Annotated in this window: 12 protein-coding genes and 1 tRNA gene; 7 read left to right on the top strand and 6 right to left on the bottom strand. The window is 70.4% G+C overall.

Features of this window, described 5'->3' with window-relative positions; translation table 11 throughout:
- Window positions 1-20 precede the first annotated feature (20 nt).
- Window positions 21-1,556: an arabinosylfuranosidase ArfA gene (arfA, locus tag BJP60_RS08920; protein ID WP_203135436.1), complete on the top strand. Its 1,536-nt coding sequence runs from the start codon at window positions 21-23 to the stop codon at window positions 1,554-1,556.
- A gap of 34 nt (window positions 1,557-1,590) precedes the next feature.
- Here arfA and BJP60_RS08915 read toward each other — a convergent pair whose 3' ends face one another.
- Both BJP60_RS08915 and BJP60_RS08910 read right to left on the bottom strand, forming a co-directional pair.
- A complete protein-coding gene (locus BJP60_RS08915) occupies window positions 1,591-2,703 on the bottom strand; it encodes a GGDEF domain-containing protein (RefSeq protein WP_203135435.1) in 1,113 nt (370 codons plus the stop codon).
- Window positions 2,700-4,361, bottom strand: coding sequence for a sensor histidine kinase (locus BJP60_RS08910; RefSeq protein WP_203135434.1), 1,662 nt, complete (start codon window positions 4,359-4,361; stop codon window positions 2,700-2,702). The genes BJP60_RS08915 and BJP60_RS08910 overlap by 4 nt, the downstream gene beginning before the upstream one ends.
- Before the next feature lie 139 nt (window positions 4,362-4,500).
- Between BJP60_RS08910 and BJP60_RS08905 the strand changes: the two genes are divergently transcribed.
- Window positions 4,501-4,704: a hypothetical protein gene (locus tag BJP60_RS08905; protein ID WP_203135433.1), complete on the top strand. Its 204-nt coding sequence runs from the start codon at window positions 4,501-4,503 to the stop codon at window positions 4,702-4,704.
- 24 nt (window positions 4,705-4,728) lie between these two features.
- Here the strand turns inward: BJP60_RS08905 and BJP60_RS08900 are convergent, their stop codons facing one another.
- A complete protein-coding gene (locus BJP60_RS08900; protein ID WP_203135432.1) occupies window positions 4,729-5,367 on the bottom strand; it encodes an MBL fold metallo-hydrolase in 639 nt (212 codons plus the stop codon).
- Window positions 5,368-5,527: 160 nt separating this feature from the next.
- On the opposite strand from BJP60_RS08900, the gene BJP60_RS08895 reads away from it, so the two are divergent.
- A tRNA-Glu gene (locus tag BJP60_RS08895) sits at window positions 5,528-5,600 on the top strand.
- Window positions 5,601-5,681: 81 nt separating this feature from the next.
- On the opposite strand, the gene BJP60_RS08890 is transcribed toward BJP60_RS08895, so the two are convergent.
- From BJP60_RS08890 to BJP60_RS08880, 3 genes are read right to left on the bottom strand one after another with little or no spacing between them, the layout of a single operon-like run.
- Window positions 5,682-7,382, bottom strand: a complete 1,701-nt coding sequence (locus BJP60_RS08890) for a long-chain-fatty-acid--CoA ligase (RefSeq protein ID WP_203135431.1) — start codon at window positions 7,380-7,382, stop codon at window positions 5,682-5,684.
- Window positions 7,383-7,439: 57 nt separating this feature from the next.
- On the bottom strand, window positions 7,440-8,549 hold the full coding sequence (locus BJP60_RS08885) for a DUF4349 domain-containing protein (RefSeq protein ID WP_203135430.1): 1,110 nt from the start codon (window positions 8,547-8,549) through the stop codon (window positions 7,440-7,442).
- Complete coding sequence (locus BJP60_RS08880) at window positions 8,546-9,094, bottom strand: RNA polymerase sigma factor (RefSeq protein ID WP_203139151.1); 549 nt, start codon at window positions 9,092-9,094, stop codon at window positions 8,546-8,548. Before BJP60_RS08880 ends, BJP60_RS08885 begins: the two co-directional genes overlap by 4 nt.
- A 333-nt stretch (window positions 9,095-9,427) precedes the next feature.
- Between BJP60_RS08880 and BJP60_RS08875 the strand changes: the two genes are divergently transcribed.
- The 4 genes from BJP60_RS08875 (at window position 9,428) to murA (ending at window position 14,192) form a co-directional block, all read left to right on the top strand.
- On the top strand, window positions 9,428-10,426 hold the full coding sequence (locus tag BJP60_RS08875; protein ID WP_203135429.1) for a TerC family protein: 999 nt from the start codon (window positions 9,428-9,430) through the stop codon (window positions 10,424-10,426).
- A 244-nt stretch (window positions 10,427-10,670) separates the two neighbouring features.
- Entirely contained in the window at window positions 10,671-12,140 is a 1,470-nt protein-coding gene (leuC, locus tag BJP60_RS08870; RefSeq protein WP_203135428.1) for a 3-isopropylmalate dehydratase large subunit, read from the top strand.
- A 1-nt stretch (window position 12,141) separates the two neighbouring features.
- The gene (gene leuD, locus BJP60_RS08865) at window positions 12,142-12,738 is read left to right on the top strand and encodes a 3-isopropylmalate dehydratase small subunit (RefSeq protein WP_203135427.1); all 597 of its coding nucleotides are present in this window, start codon (window positions 12,142-12,144) and stop codon (window positions 12,736-12,738) included.
- A gap of 86 nt (window positions 12,739-12,824) precedes the next feature.
- Window positions 12,825-14,192, top strand: coding sequence for a UDP-N-acetylglucosamine 1-carboxyvinyltransferase (murA, locus tag BJP60_RS08860; protein WP_203135426.1), 1,368 nt, complete (start codon window positions 12,825-12,827; stop codon window positions 14,190-14,192).
- The last annotated feature ends 7 nt before the right edge of the window (window positions 14,193-14,199 follow it).

The following is a 14,199-nucleotide window of genomic DNA, read 5'->3' as shown; positions in this document are numbered from 1 at the left end:
CCCCCACCACAAGGAGAGCAATGACCAACGCCCGCATCGTCATCGACCGCGACTTCACGATCGCCGACGTGCCGCGCCGCCTGTTCGGCTCGTTCGTCGAGCACATGGGCCGCTGCGTCTACACCGGCATCTTCGAGCCGGGGCATCCGCAGGCGGACGCGCGGGGCTTCCGCACGGACGTGCTGCAGCTGGTCAAGGAGCTCGGGCCCACCGTGATCCGCTATCCGGGCGGCAACTTCGTCTCGGGCTACCTGTGGGAGGACGGGATCGGTCCGGTCGAGGACCGCCCGCGCCGTCTGGACGGGGCGTGGCACACGATCGAGACCAACGCGTTCGGCCTGCACGAGTTCGTGGACTGGGCGAGGACGGCGGACGTCGAGGTGATGGAGGCCGTGAACCTCGGCACGCGCGGCGTCGAGGAGGCTCGGGCGCTCGTCGAGTACGCCAACCACCCCGGCGGCACCTACTGGTCGGACCTGCGCCGGAAGAACGGCGCGGCGGATCCGTTCGACATCAAGCTGTGGTGCCTGGGCAACGAGCTCGACGGGCCGTGGCAGATCGGGCACAAGACGGCCGACGAGTACGGGCGTCTCGCGAACGAGACCGCGAAGGCCATGCGGTTCGTCGACCCGTCGATCGAGCTCGTCGCGGTGGGCTCGTCCTCGCGCGCCATGCCGACGTTCGGCTCCTGGGAGCACACGGTCCTGACGCACGCGTACGACGAGGTCGACTACGTCTCGATGCACGCGTACTACCAGGAGAGCGACGGCGACGCGGCCTCGTTCCTCGCCGAGGCGGTCGACATGGACTCCTTCATCGACGGCGTGATCGCGACGATCGACGCCGTCAAGGCGGCGGGCAAGCACCGCAAGCAGGTCGACATCTCGTTCGACGAGTGGAACGTCTGGTACCAGCACGGCCTCGACACCGACGATCAGCCGCACCAGGTCTCGAAGGCGTGGCGGGAGCATCCGCGTCTGATCGAGGACACCTACAACGTCACGGACGCAGTCGTCGTCGGAACCTTCCTGCACAGCCTGCTGCGCCACGGCGATCGCGTGCGCATCGCGAATCAGGCGCAGCTGGTCAACGTGATCGCGCCGATCCGGTCGGAGGAGGGCGGAGCCGCGTGGCGGCAGTCGATCTTCTGGCCGTTCGCGCGGATGTCGCAGCTCGCGACGGGCCGGATCCTGCGGCTCGCAGTCGAGTCGTCGCAGCTTCCCACGAAGAAGTTCGGCGACGTCGACGCGATCGACGCGGCCGCGACGTGGGACGAGGAGACCGGCACGGTCGCGCTGTTCCTCGCGAACCGCTCGTTGGACGAGCCGGGCGACATCACGCTCGACCTGCACGGCCTCGACGCCATCCGGGTGCGCTCGGCCGAGGTGCTGACGGTGCCGGACGGGGATGATCGCTTCGCGGCGAACGTCGAGCAGGATCAGGATCGCGTCGGTCTCGTCGCGCTGCGCGACGTCGAGCTTGTCGAGGGCGCTCTCCGCTCGACGCTGCCGCCGCTGTCCTGGGCGGTCGTCGTGCTCGACGTCGTGCGGTCCTGACGCGGACCCCGCCCTCGGGGAGAGCGTCGCGCGATTAGACGCGCACGCGCCGCCAGCGGTCGCCGCCCTCGGCGGCGGCCTCCTCGAGGGCGCTGTCCGCCACGCGCACGAGGTGATCCAGGTCGTAGCCGGAGTCGCCGGCCGAGGCCCATCCGATGCTCGCGGAGACGCGCACCGTCGCGCTCACGGTCTCGTCCATCGACGCGACGTCGTGCAGCAGTGCGCGCACCTGCTCGCGGAGCACCTCGGTCGTGCGCGGAACGAGGACGACGAGCCAGCCGTGGCCGCGGTGGCCGATGTCGGCCTCAGCCGGGAACGCGCGCCGTACTCTTCGTTCGAACGCCTGCGCGAGCTCACCGAACGCGGTCTCGCCCCACGCCTGCCGCACGTCGTCCGCGTCGTCCAGCCGCATGCTCAGGACCGACCAGGATCGCTCGCCGCGTTCGCGCGCGCGTCGCAGCCGATCTCCCGCGACCGCGGAGAAATGGTGCCAGTGCGCCGGGTCGTGGTGCTCCTGCGGTACGGAACGCTGAGCGAGCCAGAGCAGGCTGACGAGCGAGCACACGATGTTGACGAGCATCCCGAGCGAGTTCAGGTTGCGCGCGAGCGCGAGATCCGCAGAGCCGGACGGCGGCTCGATCAGCAGCATCGCGGCGCTCGCGACCGCGATCACGCCGAATGCGCCGCACACGACCGCAAGCGGAAGCAGCATCCGGTTGCGTCGCTCGGGGATGCGGCGCAGCTCGACGAGCGTGAGCACGGCGAAGACGGCGGCCGTGAGGTACGCGATCCGGAACGCGATCACGAATGCGGCGCCGTCGTCGACCAGCGCCAGTGCACTCGCCGAGGCGCCGCCGAAGGCGAGCACGAGCCACCAGTGCGACGGCACGCCGCGCCACGCGCGCAGGCCCGCCCAGATCAGCACCTGTGGCGAGAGCAGCGCGCCGAGCGTCGCACGGCGGAGCGTCTCGGATCCGAGCTCCGCCGCCGTCGTGGTGAGCGAGGCGGAGATCACGGCGACGACGAACGCCGCCGACCACAGCAGCGTCGCACGGCTCGGACGCGGCAGGAAGCCCAGGCCGACCATCAGCACGGCCGCGAGGGTGGAGAGCGCGATCTGCGGCAGACCGAAGCCGACGGCGGTCACCGCAGGACTTCCGCTGCGGCGAGCGGCAGTCGCACGGTGACCGTGGTGCCGACGCCGGGTTCGCTCGCGACATCGAGCGACCCGGCGTGCGCCACGACGATCTCCCGCGCGATCGCCATTCCCAGCCCTGTGCCGGGGATCTCGGAGTCGCGCGCGGTCTGGGCGCGGAAGTAGGCCTCGAACACGCGCCCGACGTCTTCCCGCGCGATGCCGATGCCGGTGTCCGTGACGGTCACCGCGACCTCCTCCCGCTCCGTGCGGCAGGACACCCGGATGACGCCCTCCCGCGGTGTGTACTTGATCGCATTGCTGATGAGGTTGTCGATCACCTGCCGGAGCCGGAAGCCGTCCCCGGCGAGAAGAACGGTGTCGGGCGCGTCGAGCTCGAGCCGCAGCCCGCGCGCGGTGGCCGTCGGCTGGAACGACTCCACCGAGCTTTCGAGGATCGAGCGCAGCTCGGCTCGCCCCGGCTCGTGATCGGCCACGGGCTGCGCGGGGGCACGCAGCACCTGGTCGAGCAGCCGCTCCATGCGCTCGCCCGCCCGGCGGATCGTGTCGAACTTGCGGCGGGCCGCGTCCGGCACCTGCGCGTCCTCCACGCCGAGCTCCGCGTGGCCGATCACGGCCGTGAGCGGATTGCGCAGCTCGTGCGACACCACGGCGGCGATTCGCTGCCGCACCCGCTCCGACTCGATCAGGGCCGTCACGTCGTGCACGACGAGCAGCACGGACGGCGGCTCCGCCTCGCCGCCCTCGAGCCTGCGCGCGGCGACCGAGAGCGCGCGCCACTCGCCGGCCGCGTCGAAGAGCCACACCCGTTCGTCGTCGAACGTCTCACCGCGCGCGGCGCGCTGCAGCGGCCGCTCCGGTTCGGGGAGCGGTCGGCCGCCGCGCTCGCCGTACTCGATCGCGCGCGCGGGATGCCACGGGTCACGGGGGTCGATGCCGTGCAGGCGTGCGTACGTGTCGTTCATCGCCATCAGCTCGCCGTCGGCCGACAGCCGGACGATCCCGACGTCGATGGCGTTGATCATCAGCGAGACGTTGCGCTCCTGCTCGCTGACGCGATCGAGAGTGGTCTGGATGCGGGCCGCCTGTGCGCGCAGCAGCCGCTTGAACGCGCGGGTCTGGCGCGCTCCGGCGTGCGCCGTGAGGCCGATGAACGTCAGGCAGAGCTCCGTCACGACGATGTGCAGCGCCACGGCGTCGCTGCCGCCCGTCAGGGCGAGGTCCGTGAGCATGATCGCGACGATGCCGGCGAGGGCCGCGACCAGCGGTGCGAGCGAGAAGTGCGTCGCGATCCAGACGATCGGCACCACCCAGAGGAACGCGAGCCGCAGCTCGTCGCCGGCCGACATCAGGCCGATGCCGAGGATGTCGGCGAGCGGGATCGCGGCCACGGCGTGGCGGCGGAGGCGGTGCCATGGGACCGCGAGCGCGATCATCGTCACGGTCATGATGAGCGCGACGCCCGCCACGAACGTCCAGCTCGTGATCCTGCCGGGCGTGAGGCCCTGCACGACGAGAGAGATCACGACCACGGTCGCCGTGAGGGCGAGCTGGTTCAGCCAGATCGAGCGCGTCCGCGAGTCCGGTCCGGCGCCCGCGGCTTCCGACCCCGGGCGCGTGCCCGCAGGCCGTGCGCCCCAGAACTCCACCCCGCGATCCTAGCGACGCGGCCGTCCGTCCGTGTCGGTGATCGATCGCGCGGGTGCATCCGCGTTTCGATCAGTGACTCGCTGCCGGCACGCCGTCAACCGTCTTTCCTCGGCACGGGTGCGCGCATAGCGTTCACACATGGCATACGCATTGGAGGGCGGCCCCGAGGATGGCCGCATCGTCGACGAGCTTCCCGCGGGTTACCGGGCGCAGAAGCCCACGGACGCGGGCTCTGCCCCGTGGGGCGGGCCGGTCCCGCCGCCCGGTGGGCCGACGCCCGCGCTGTGGGCGGAGGACGACCCCGAGCAGGCGGCTCAGTCCGGCACGGACCCCCACGAGTGAGGCTGGCGGCGACCCGCGCGCCGTTCAGACCTCCAGGCTGTCGCCCGGGTCGAGCGGGTGGAACTCGCCCCCGTGCTGCTCGGTCGCCCACTTCAGCCTGCTGAAGTGCATCGTGCGGCCGGCGACCGAGAGCGTCATGTCGTGGGTGCCGAACGCACGGCGCGGCTGCACGGCGAGGACGAAGTCCATCGCGGCGCCGAGGTGCAGCCAGGGGCCTCCGGTCGGGATCGCGAGCGTGTCGACCACGACGCCCTCCGGCAGCGCGTAGGAGTCGCCGGGGTAGTAGAGGAGATCGTCCACGAGCACACCGACGTTGTCGACGACCGGGATGCTCGAGTGGATCTGCTCGTGCGCGCCCCCGAAGAACCGCAGCGAGAACGGGCCGGCGGCAAGCTCGTCGCCGGGGGAGACGACCGTCACATCGTGGTCCTGGATGGCCGCCGCGACGGCCGCGGTCGTGAAGATCGGCACGTCGGGAGCGGCGACGAAGATGCGCTCGAGCTGCTCGGGCGTCCAGTGATCGGCGTGCTCATGCGTGATCACGATGGCCGCGAGGGCGTGCAGCTCGCCGAGCACGGTCGTGAAGCTGCCGGGATCGATGATCAGCGTCGCGCCGTGCGCCTCGATGCGGAGGGCGGCATGCTCGTGCTTCGTGATGCGCATGGCATGAGTCAATCATCGACGCCGGTGCGGCGGGGCCCGGATGACGCGACACGCGCGGGATGCGACGCGGAAGCGCCTCGATTTGTTCACCGCCCGGACCTCATGTCATACTCTTCTAGTTGCCGGAAACGGAAACGGGGCCCAGAAGGGCCCACAGCACGGCCCCATCGTATAGCGGCCTAGTACGCTGGCCTCTCACGCCGGTAACGCGGGTTCGAATCCCGCTGGGGTCACACACAGACGAGAGCCCGATCCATCAGGATCGGGCTCTCGTCGTTTCCGCGCTCCGGGGCCGATGGCCGCGGTCGGCGCGGTCACTTCCCGACGATGCGCTGGCGGACCTCGCGACGCAGGACCTTGCCGATGAGCGAGCGCGGCAGGTCGTCCATCGCCACGATCCGCCGCGGCACCTTGTACTCGGCGAGATGCAGGCGACAGAAGTCGCGCAAGCCGCCGAGATCGACCGAGGCGCCCTCCCTCAGGACGACGGCGGCGGCGACGGCTTCTCCGCCGTCACCGCGCGGCACGGCCACCACGGCGGCTGCGCTCACGTCGGGGTGGGACTCCAGCGTCTGCTCGACCTCGGTCGGCGAGACGTTGAAGCCGCCCGTGATGATGAGCTCCTTGAGTCGGTCGACGATGGTGACGAACCCGTCGGACGACACCGTCGCGACGTCTCCCGTGCGAAGCCACCCACCGGTGAGCAGCACGGCCGCCGTCTCGGCGGGGCGCTGCCAGTAGCCGCCGAAGACCTGGGGGCCCCGCACGAGCAGCTCGCCAGCCTCGCCGGGCGGCACGTCCTTCGCCGGATCGTCGGGATCGACCACGCGGATGTCCGTGCTGGGGAACGGCACGCCGACGGTACCCGGGCGGCGCGTGGGTCCCATCGGGTTGCCCAGCGCGACGGGGGACGCCTCGGTCATGCCGTAGCCCTCGACGAGCAGACCGCCCGAGGCATCTTCCCAGCGCTCGACCGTGGCGACAGGCAGGCTCATCGCGCCCGATATCGCGAATCGCACGCTGCTGACATCCAGCCGCCCGTGCGCGGCTGCCCGCGCGAGCTGGTCGTAGATCGGCGGCACTGCCGGAAGGAAGGTGGGCGGGCTCTTGCGCGAGGCCTGCGCGACGAGCTCCACGTCGAACGTCGGGAAGAGCACGAGCTTCGCTCCGATGCTCATCGCGAACGTCAGGCACAGCGTGAGGCCGTACGCGTGGAACAGCGGCAGCACGGCGTAGAACGTCTCCGCGCCCTTGCGCAGGCCGGGAACCCACGCCTCGCCCTGCATCGCGTTCGCGCGCAGGTTGCGGTGCGTGAGCATCGCCCCCTTGGGCGCGCCGGTCGTCCCGCTCGTGTACTGCAGCAGAGCGACGTCGTCCAGGTCTGGGCCGGCGAAGGAGCGTCGAAGGCCTCGCCCGCCGGTGAGGTCCTTCCAGGTGAGAATGCGCCGGCCGCTGGGGCGTGCGGTCAGCCTGGCGCGCGTCTCGCGCGCTTTGGGGACAGGCAGGCGCAGCGCGACGCGCTTCGCCAGCGGAAGCGCCGCCGTGATGTCCACGCTCACGATCACCCCGGGACGGATGTCCGACGGGAACTCCGCCACGGTGTCGTGCACCTTGTCCCACACGATGGCATGGCGCGCGCCGTGGTCCTCGAACTGGTGCCGCAGCTCACGCGCGGTGTAGAGCGGGTTGTGCTCGACGACGATCGCGCCGAGGCGCAGCACGGCGTAGAACGCGATGACGTGCTGCGGACAGTTCGGCAGCACGATCGCGACGCGATCGCCCTTCGCGACACCGCGGCGGCGCAGGCCCTCCGCCGCGAGCTCGATCTCCCGCCACAGCGTGCGATACGTGACGCCGGCGCCGAAGAATTCGAGCGCGGTCCTGCGGCCGTGACGTCTCACGCTGTCAGCGAGCATGGCCAGCAGCGTCTGCGTCACCTCTCCGATCGAGGCGGGGACATCGGGCGGATACGCCGCGAGCCAGGGCTTGGACGCGTACGGGTGGGACGAAGCCAACCAGACCTCCTCGGTGCACGGGTCCGACCATGCTAAGGCGGGATCCCGCCGGCCCGTTCAGCTGCTTCCGGGCCCGCGTGCCTCCGCTCTCCGGAGACGCTGCCGGCGCAGCGCACGCCGGATGCCCCACACCGCCAGCCAGACGACGGCGAGCACCGCGATCCACGGCAGCAGGAATCCGATCGCGACCACGGTTCCGTTCACCGCCGTGAGCAGACCGTTCCAGCCCGCCTCCAGGCCGTCGCCGAAGCCCGCCGGGTCCGGGTCGACGGGCGGCGTATCGCGCTGGAGCGACACGGACAGCGTCGACATCGCGACCTGACTCTCGAGGCTCTCCAGCTGACGCTCGAGCGACTCGAGCTCGGCCTGCCGCTCGGACAGCGTGCTCTCGACCTGCACGAGATCGCCCACGCTGCCCGCCTCGGCGAGCAGCTGTGTGAGCCGCTCCACCGAGGCGCGCGCCGCATCGATCCGGGCCCGCAGGTCGACGGCCTGCGCCGTGACGTTCTCGGTGCCCACCTGCGTGCTCGCGACCTCGCCGATCTCATCCAGCTGCTCCATGACCGGATCCAGCCGATCCACCGGCACGCGCACGGTGACGTAGCCGCCCTCGTCCGGCACCCACGCGCTTCCGCCCGTCTCCGCCGGGCCGGTGAACGACTGATCCGCGCCGATCGACAGCTGCTCCACCCAGCCCCCGTGCGCGGATGCGAGCGTCACGATCGCCTCGGCGGCCTGCGCCGGGTCGTCGACGACGATGCTCGCCGATGCGGTGCGGACGATCTCCTGCTCGGCGAGGGGATCGGTCACCGCCCCGCGGTCGCCGGGCGTGGCGCTCTCCGCACCCGGCGCCGACTCCTCCGCCGATTCGGCGGCGTCGCCGCCGGACGCGTCCGGCGCGACGGGCGCCTCGTTCACCGCGCCGCCCTCGGACATCACCGAGCTTCCGCTCCCGCTCACGCCCTGCAGCACGGCGGGTGAGATCACGGCCGCGACGGTCACGAGGGCGGCCGCGACGCCGACGGTCTGCCAGACGCGCCGCCGTCGCTTCGCGGCGGACGATCGCGACCCGCGCTCCTCGGCGATGACCCGGAACACCCGGTCCTCGATGCCGGCGAGCGTCTCGTCGGACACGTCGGGCAGCTCATCCTTCATATCCGTGTTCATGACGCCTCCTCTCTCACGACGGTCCGCAGTCTCGTGCGGATGCGGGAGAGACGATTGCGCACGACGCCGTGCGCCACGCCGAGCTCGTCGGCCGCGGCCTGATAGGCGTAGCCCTCGCCGACGCACAGCCGGAAGATGCGCTGGTCGAGCGGGCTCAGGCCGTCGACCGCCTGGAGGACCCGCTCGGCCAGGTCGGCGTCGATCACCTGCTGCTCCACGTCCAAGGCGGCGGGGGAGCGCTCGTCCAGCTCGTCCGCCTCCGCACGCCGCAGCGCGCGCAGGCGGTTCGCCGCCTGGAACCGGCAGATCGTCGCGAGCCAGGGGAGGAGCGACTCTCCGGCGAGTTCGAAGCCGGAGAGCTTTCGCCAGGCCACGACGAAGGTCTCCTGCACCACGTCCTCGGCGTCGGCCGCGGAGTGGAGGAGCCCGTGCGCGATCCAGTAGACGGGGCGCACGTGCCGGCGGTACAGCTGCCGGAACGCCTGCTCGCTCCCGTCCGCGGCGCGCGCGACCAGCGCGGCGTCGTCTGTGCCGGAGATCTCCATCGTGTCCGTCCTGCGGGGCGTCTGCGTGCGGCGACGAGCCGGCGGGCCGCCGTCGTCTCTCACTCTGTCAGTGTCCGCAGCGGACGCATCGTCTCGGTTCGCCGACGGACGCCGCGCGGGTCGGGGCGCGAGGCGTCAGGCGGATTTCGGCGACGCGAAGGGGAACGGACACGCGGCCGGTATCCTGGAGCCTGCGAGAGGGAGTATCCCGTCAGCGCGCGCTCGTCATCACGGACTTCGACGGTGGGGTCCCGGGCCGCACCGCGGTCGAACGCGGGGAGAGACTCTCGAGAACTGTCGCGCCTCGACGAGGCCGTACCGGAAAGGCCCTGAATGGACCTCGCTCTTCCCGTCTGGTTCGAGGTGGGATCGCTCGTCGTGCTGACGCTGATCCTCGTCGCGGACCTGCTGCTCATCCTGAAGCGGCCGCACATCCCCTCGACGAAGGAATCGACCCTCTGGGTCGTCTTCTACGTGGTCCTGGCGCTGATCTTCGCGCTGCTGATGTTCTTCTTCGCCGGCGGCCAGCCGGCGCAGGAGTTCCTGCTCGGCTGGTTGACCGAGTACAGCCTGTCGATCGACAACCTCTTCGTCTTCGTGCTGATCATGGCCCAGTTCTCCGTGCCGCGGAAGCTGCAGCAGGAGGTGCTGATGATCGGCATCATCATCGCGCTCGTGCTGCGCGCCGCGTTCATCATGCTCGGCGCGGCGCTGATCGAGAACTTCTCCTGGATCTTCTACATCTTCGGCGCGTGGCTGGTCTTCACCGCGATCCGCCAGGCGATGCCGGAGAAGCACGACGAGGACAAGAAGGAGGAGACCGCGATCGTGCGGTTCCTGCGTCGCTTCATCGACATCAGCGACCAGTACGACGGCAACAAGCTGCGCACCACGATCGACGGCAAGCGCTTCTTCACGCCGATGCTGCTGGTGTTCATCGCAATCGGCGTGACCGACCTGATCTTCGCGGTCGACTCGATCCCCGCGATCTACGGCCTCACCCAGAGCCCGTTCATCGTCTTCACCGCGAACATCTTCGCGCTCATGGGTCTGCGCCAGCTCTACTTCCTGCTGGGCGACCTGCTCGAGAAGCTGCGCTACCTGCACTACGGCGTGGCGTTCATCCTCGGCTTCATCGGTCTGAAGCTGTTCTTCCACGCGCTGCACGTGAACGAACTGCCCTTCATCAACGGCGGCGAGCACGTCGACTGGGCGCCCGAGATCAACAACTGGGTGTCGCTGGCCGTCATCGTGCTCTCGGTGGGTGTCGCGACGATCGCGAGCCTGGCCGCGTCCTCGCGCGAGCGTCGTCGCGAGTCGATTGAGCGCTGACCCCCGGGCGCTGCGCAATCTGATAGGCGGCGCGGAGTTCTGCTGAGAGGCGGGACCTCCGCGCCGCCTTCGTCTGTGCACTCTGGTCCCCGGACGGCCCTATCCGATGCAGGATGCTAGGCTTGCGGCATGCGGTTCGCCGGAGTCCTTCTCCTTCTGCGCCGCGACGGGATCCTCTTCTAGGCCTCTCCCCGTCGCGGAGTCCGTCGCGCAGGCCGACAACGCGAACCCCTGGAGAAGAGCAATGAGCGATATCAGCAGCATCCCCGACCGCCCGCGCACCCTGGCCGAGAAGGTCTGGGACGACCACCTCGTGGTCAAGGGCGAAGACGGCCAGCCCGACCTGATCTACATCGATCTGCATCTGGTGCACGAGGTCACGAGCCCGCAGGCCTTCGACGGGCTCCGCGCCGAGGGGCGCCCGGTGCGCCGCCTCGATCTCACGATCGCGACCGAGGACCACAACACCCCGACGATCGACATCGACAAGCCGATCGCCGACCTGACGAGCCGCACCCAGATCGACACGCTGCGCCGCAACGCCGCCGAGTTCGGCGTGCGCCTGCACTCGCTGGGCGACAAGGAGCAGGGGATCGTCCATGTGGTGGGCCCGCAGCTGGGCCTGACGATGCCGGGAATCACGGTCGTGTGCGGTGACAGTCACACCTCGACGCACGGCGCGTTCGGCGCCATGGCCTTCGGCATCGGCACGAGCGAGGTCGAGCACGTGCTGGCGACGCAGACCCTGCCGCTCAAGCCGTTCAAGACCATGGCCATCACGGTCGAGGGCGAGCTGAAGCCCGGCGTGACGGCGAAGGACATCATCCTGGCTGTGATCGCCAAGATCGGCACCGGCGGCGGGCAGGGCTACGTGCTCGAGTACCGCGGCAGCGCCATCCGGTCGCTCTCGATGGAGGGCCGGATGACGATCTGCAACATGTCGATCGAGGCCGGCGCGCGTGCCGGCATGGTCGCGCCGGACGAGACCACGTTCGCCTACCTGCAGGGCCGGCCGCACGCCCCGCAGGGACAGGACTGGGACGACGCCGTCGCGTACTGGCGCACGCTGCCCACCGACGAGGGCGCCGTGTTCGACGCCGAGGTGTTCATCGACGCCAACGAGCTCGAGCCGTTCGTGACGTGGGGCACCAACCCCGGCCAGGGCGTGTCGCTGAGCGACGTCGTCCCGACGCCGGCGGACATCGCCGACGCCAACGAGCGGGCCGCGGCCGAGCGCGCGCTGCAGTACATGGACCTGCAGCCCGGGACGCCGATGAAGGACATCCCCGTCGACGCCGTCTTCATGGGCTCGTGCACGAACAGCCGCATCGAGGACCTGCGCGCCTTCGCGTCGATCATCAAGGGACGCAAGAAGGCCGACGGCGTGCGCGTGATGGTCGTCCCCGGATCCGCCCGCGTGCGACTCGAGGCCGAGGCCGAGGGCATCGACCGGATCGTCAAGGACTTCGGGGCCGAGTGGCGGTTCGCCGGCTGCTCGATGTGCCTGGGCATGAACCCGGATCAGCTCGCGCCGGGGGAGCGCTGCGCCTCCACGAGCAACCGCAACTTCGAGGGCAGGCAGGGCAAGGGCGGGCGCACCCACCTGGTGTCGCCGCTCGTCGCGGCCGCCACGGCGATCCGCGGCACGCTGTCGAGCCCGTCCGACGTGGACGCGGCCGACGCGCAGCTGGAGACGACCGGGGCGGAGGCCTGACATGGAGAAGTTCACCACGCACACCGGCACCGCGGCACCGCTGAAGCGCTCGAACGTCGACACCGACCAGATCATCCCGGCGGTCTTCCTCAAGCGCGTGACCAAGACCGGCTTCGAGGACGCGCTGTTCCACGGCTGGCGGCAGGACCCCGAGTTCGTGCTGAACCAGGAGCCGTACCGCGCGGCCTCCGTCCTCGTCGCGGGTGCCGACTTCGGCACCGGATCGAGCCGCGAGCACGCCGTGTGGGCGCTGCGCGACTACGGGTTCAAGGTCGTGCTGAGCCCGCGGTTCGCCGACATCTTCCGGGGCAACTCCGGCAAGCAGGGACTGGTCACCGGTGTGATCTCGGAGGACGACACGCAGCGCTTCTGGGCAGCCATCGAGGCCCAGCCGGGCGTCGAGATGACGGTCGACCTCGTGTCGCGAACCGCCACGTTGGGTGACTTCACGGCCGCCTTCGACATCGACGATTACACTAGGTGGCGGCTCCTCGAAGGGCTCGATGACATCGGGCTCACGCTGCGCAACGAAGACAGGATCGCGCAGTTCGAGGCCCGCCGCGAGGCGTGGCGGCCGCGGACGACACCCGTCTCGTGAGCCTGGCGGGGTCTCGACGAGGCCCCGCAACGCCTCGAAACAGCAAGCGGCTCACCGCCGCGCGATCCCTAGTGAGGCACCACCACATGACTCTGATCGGCGACGCCAAAACTCCCGGCACTCCGGCATACGCGTCGGGTGAAGTCCTCGAGATCCGCGGGGGGCGGGCGCTCAAGGGTCAGGTCGACGTGCGCGGCGCGAAGAACCTCGCCACCAAGGCGATGGTCGCGTCCCTCCTCGGCGAGACCCCGAGCATCCTGCGCGACGTCCCGGACATCCGCGACGTCGAGGTGGTGCGCTCGCTGCTCGAGGTGCACGGCGTGCACGTCTCGGACGGCGACGAGCCCGGCTCGCTCGTGCTCGACCCGTCCGACGCCAAGTCGGCGAACTTCGAGGAGATCGACGCGCACGCGGGTTCGTCGCGCATCCCGATCCTGTTCTGCGGACCGCTGCTGCACCTGCTCGGCCAGGCGTTCATCCCCGACCTCGGCGGCTGCCGCATCGGCGACCGCCCGATCGACTTCCACCTCGATGCGCTCCGCAAGTTCGGCGCGATCGTCGACAAGCAGCCCAGCGGCATCCGCCTGTCGGCCCCGGAGGGCCTGCACGGTGCGCACATCGAGCTGCCGTACCCGAGCGTCGGCGCGACCGAGCAGGTGCTGCTCACGGCCGTGCGCGCGAAGGGCGTGACCGAGCTGCGCAACGCGGCGATCGAGCCCGAGATCATGGATCTCATCGGCGTGCTCCAGAAGATGGGCGCGATCATCTCCTACGAGCCCAACCGCGTGATCTTCATCGAGGGCGTCGACGAGCTGCGCGGCTACGACCACAGGTCGCTGTTCGACCGCAACGAGGCCGCGTCGTGGGCGTGCGCCGCGCTGGCCACGGACGGCGACATCTTCGTCCGCGGCGCCCGCCAGTACGAGATGCTCACGTTCCTGAACGTGTACCGCAAGGTCGGCGGCGACTTCGACATCACCGACGAGGGCATCCGCTTCCGCCGCGGCTCGGCGCCGCTCAAGGCCATCACGGTCGAGACGGACGTGCACCCCGGCTTCATGACCGACTGGCAGCAGCCGCTGATCGTCGCCCTGACGCAGGCGAACGGGCAGTCCGTCGTGCACGAGACCGTGTACGAGAACCGCCTCGGATTCACGCGTGCGCTCGTGCAGATGGGCGCCGACATCGTCGTGCACGAGCACGGCATCGAGGGCGAGTACCGACGCGTGCCGCGCCGCGCGCTCGAGCAGGCAGCCGTGATCAACGGCCCGACGCCGCTGCGCGGCGCCGACATCGTCGTGCCCGACCTGCGCGGCGGGTTCAGCTACGTGGTCGCGGCCCTCGCGGCCGAGGGGACGTCGCGCGTGTCGGGTGTGGGCATCATCCGCCGCGGTTACGAGAAGTTCTTCGAGAAGCTGACGGCGCTCGGCGCCGACTTCGACGTCGTCGGCTGAGCGGGGC

The sequence above is a fragment of the Microbacterium sp. JZ31 genome (genome assembly GCF_016805985.1).
In the GTDB taxonomy this organism is placed as follows: Bacteria; Actinomycetota; Actinomycetes; order Actinomycetales; family Microbacteriaceae; genus Microbacterium.
Note: the sequence above shows the minus strand (reverse complement) of the source record. Positions and strands in the feature narration are given on the sequence as shown.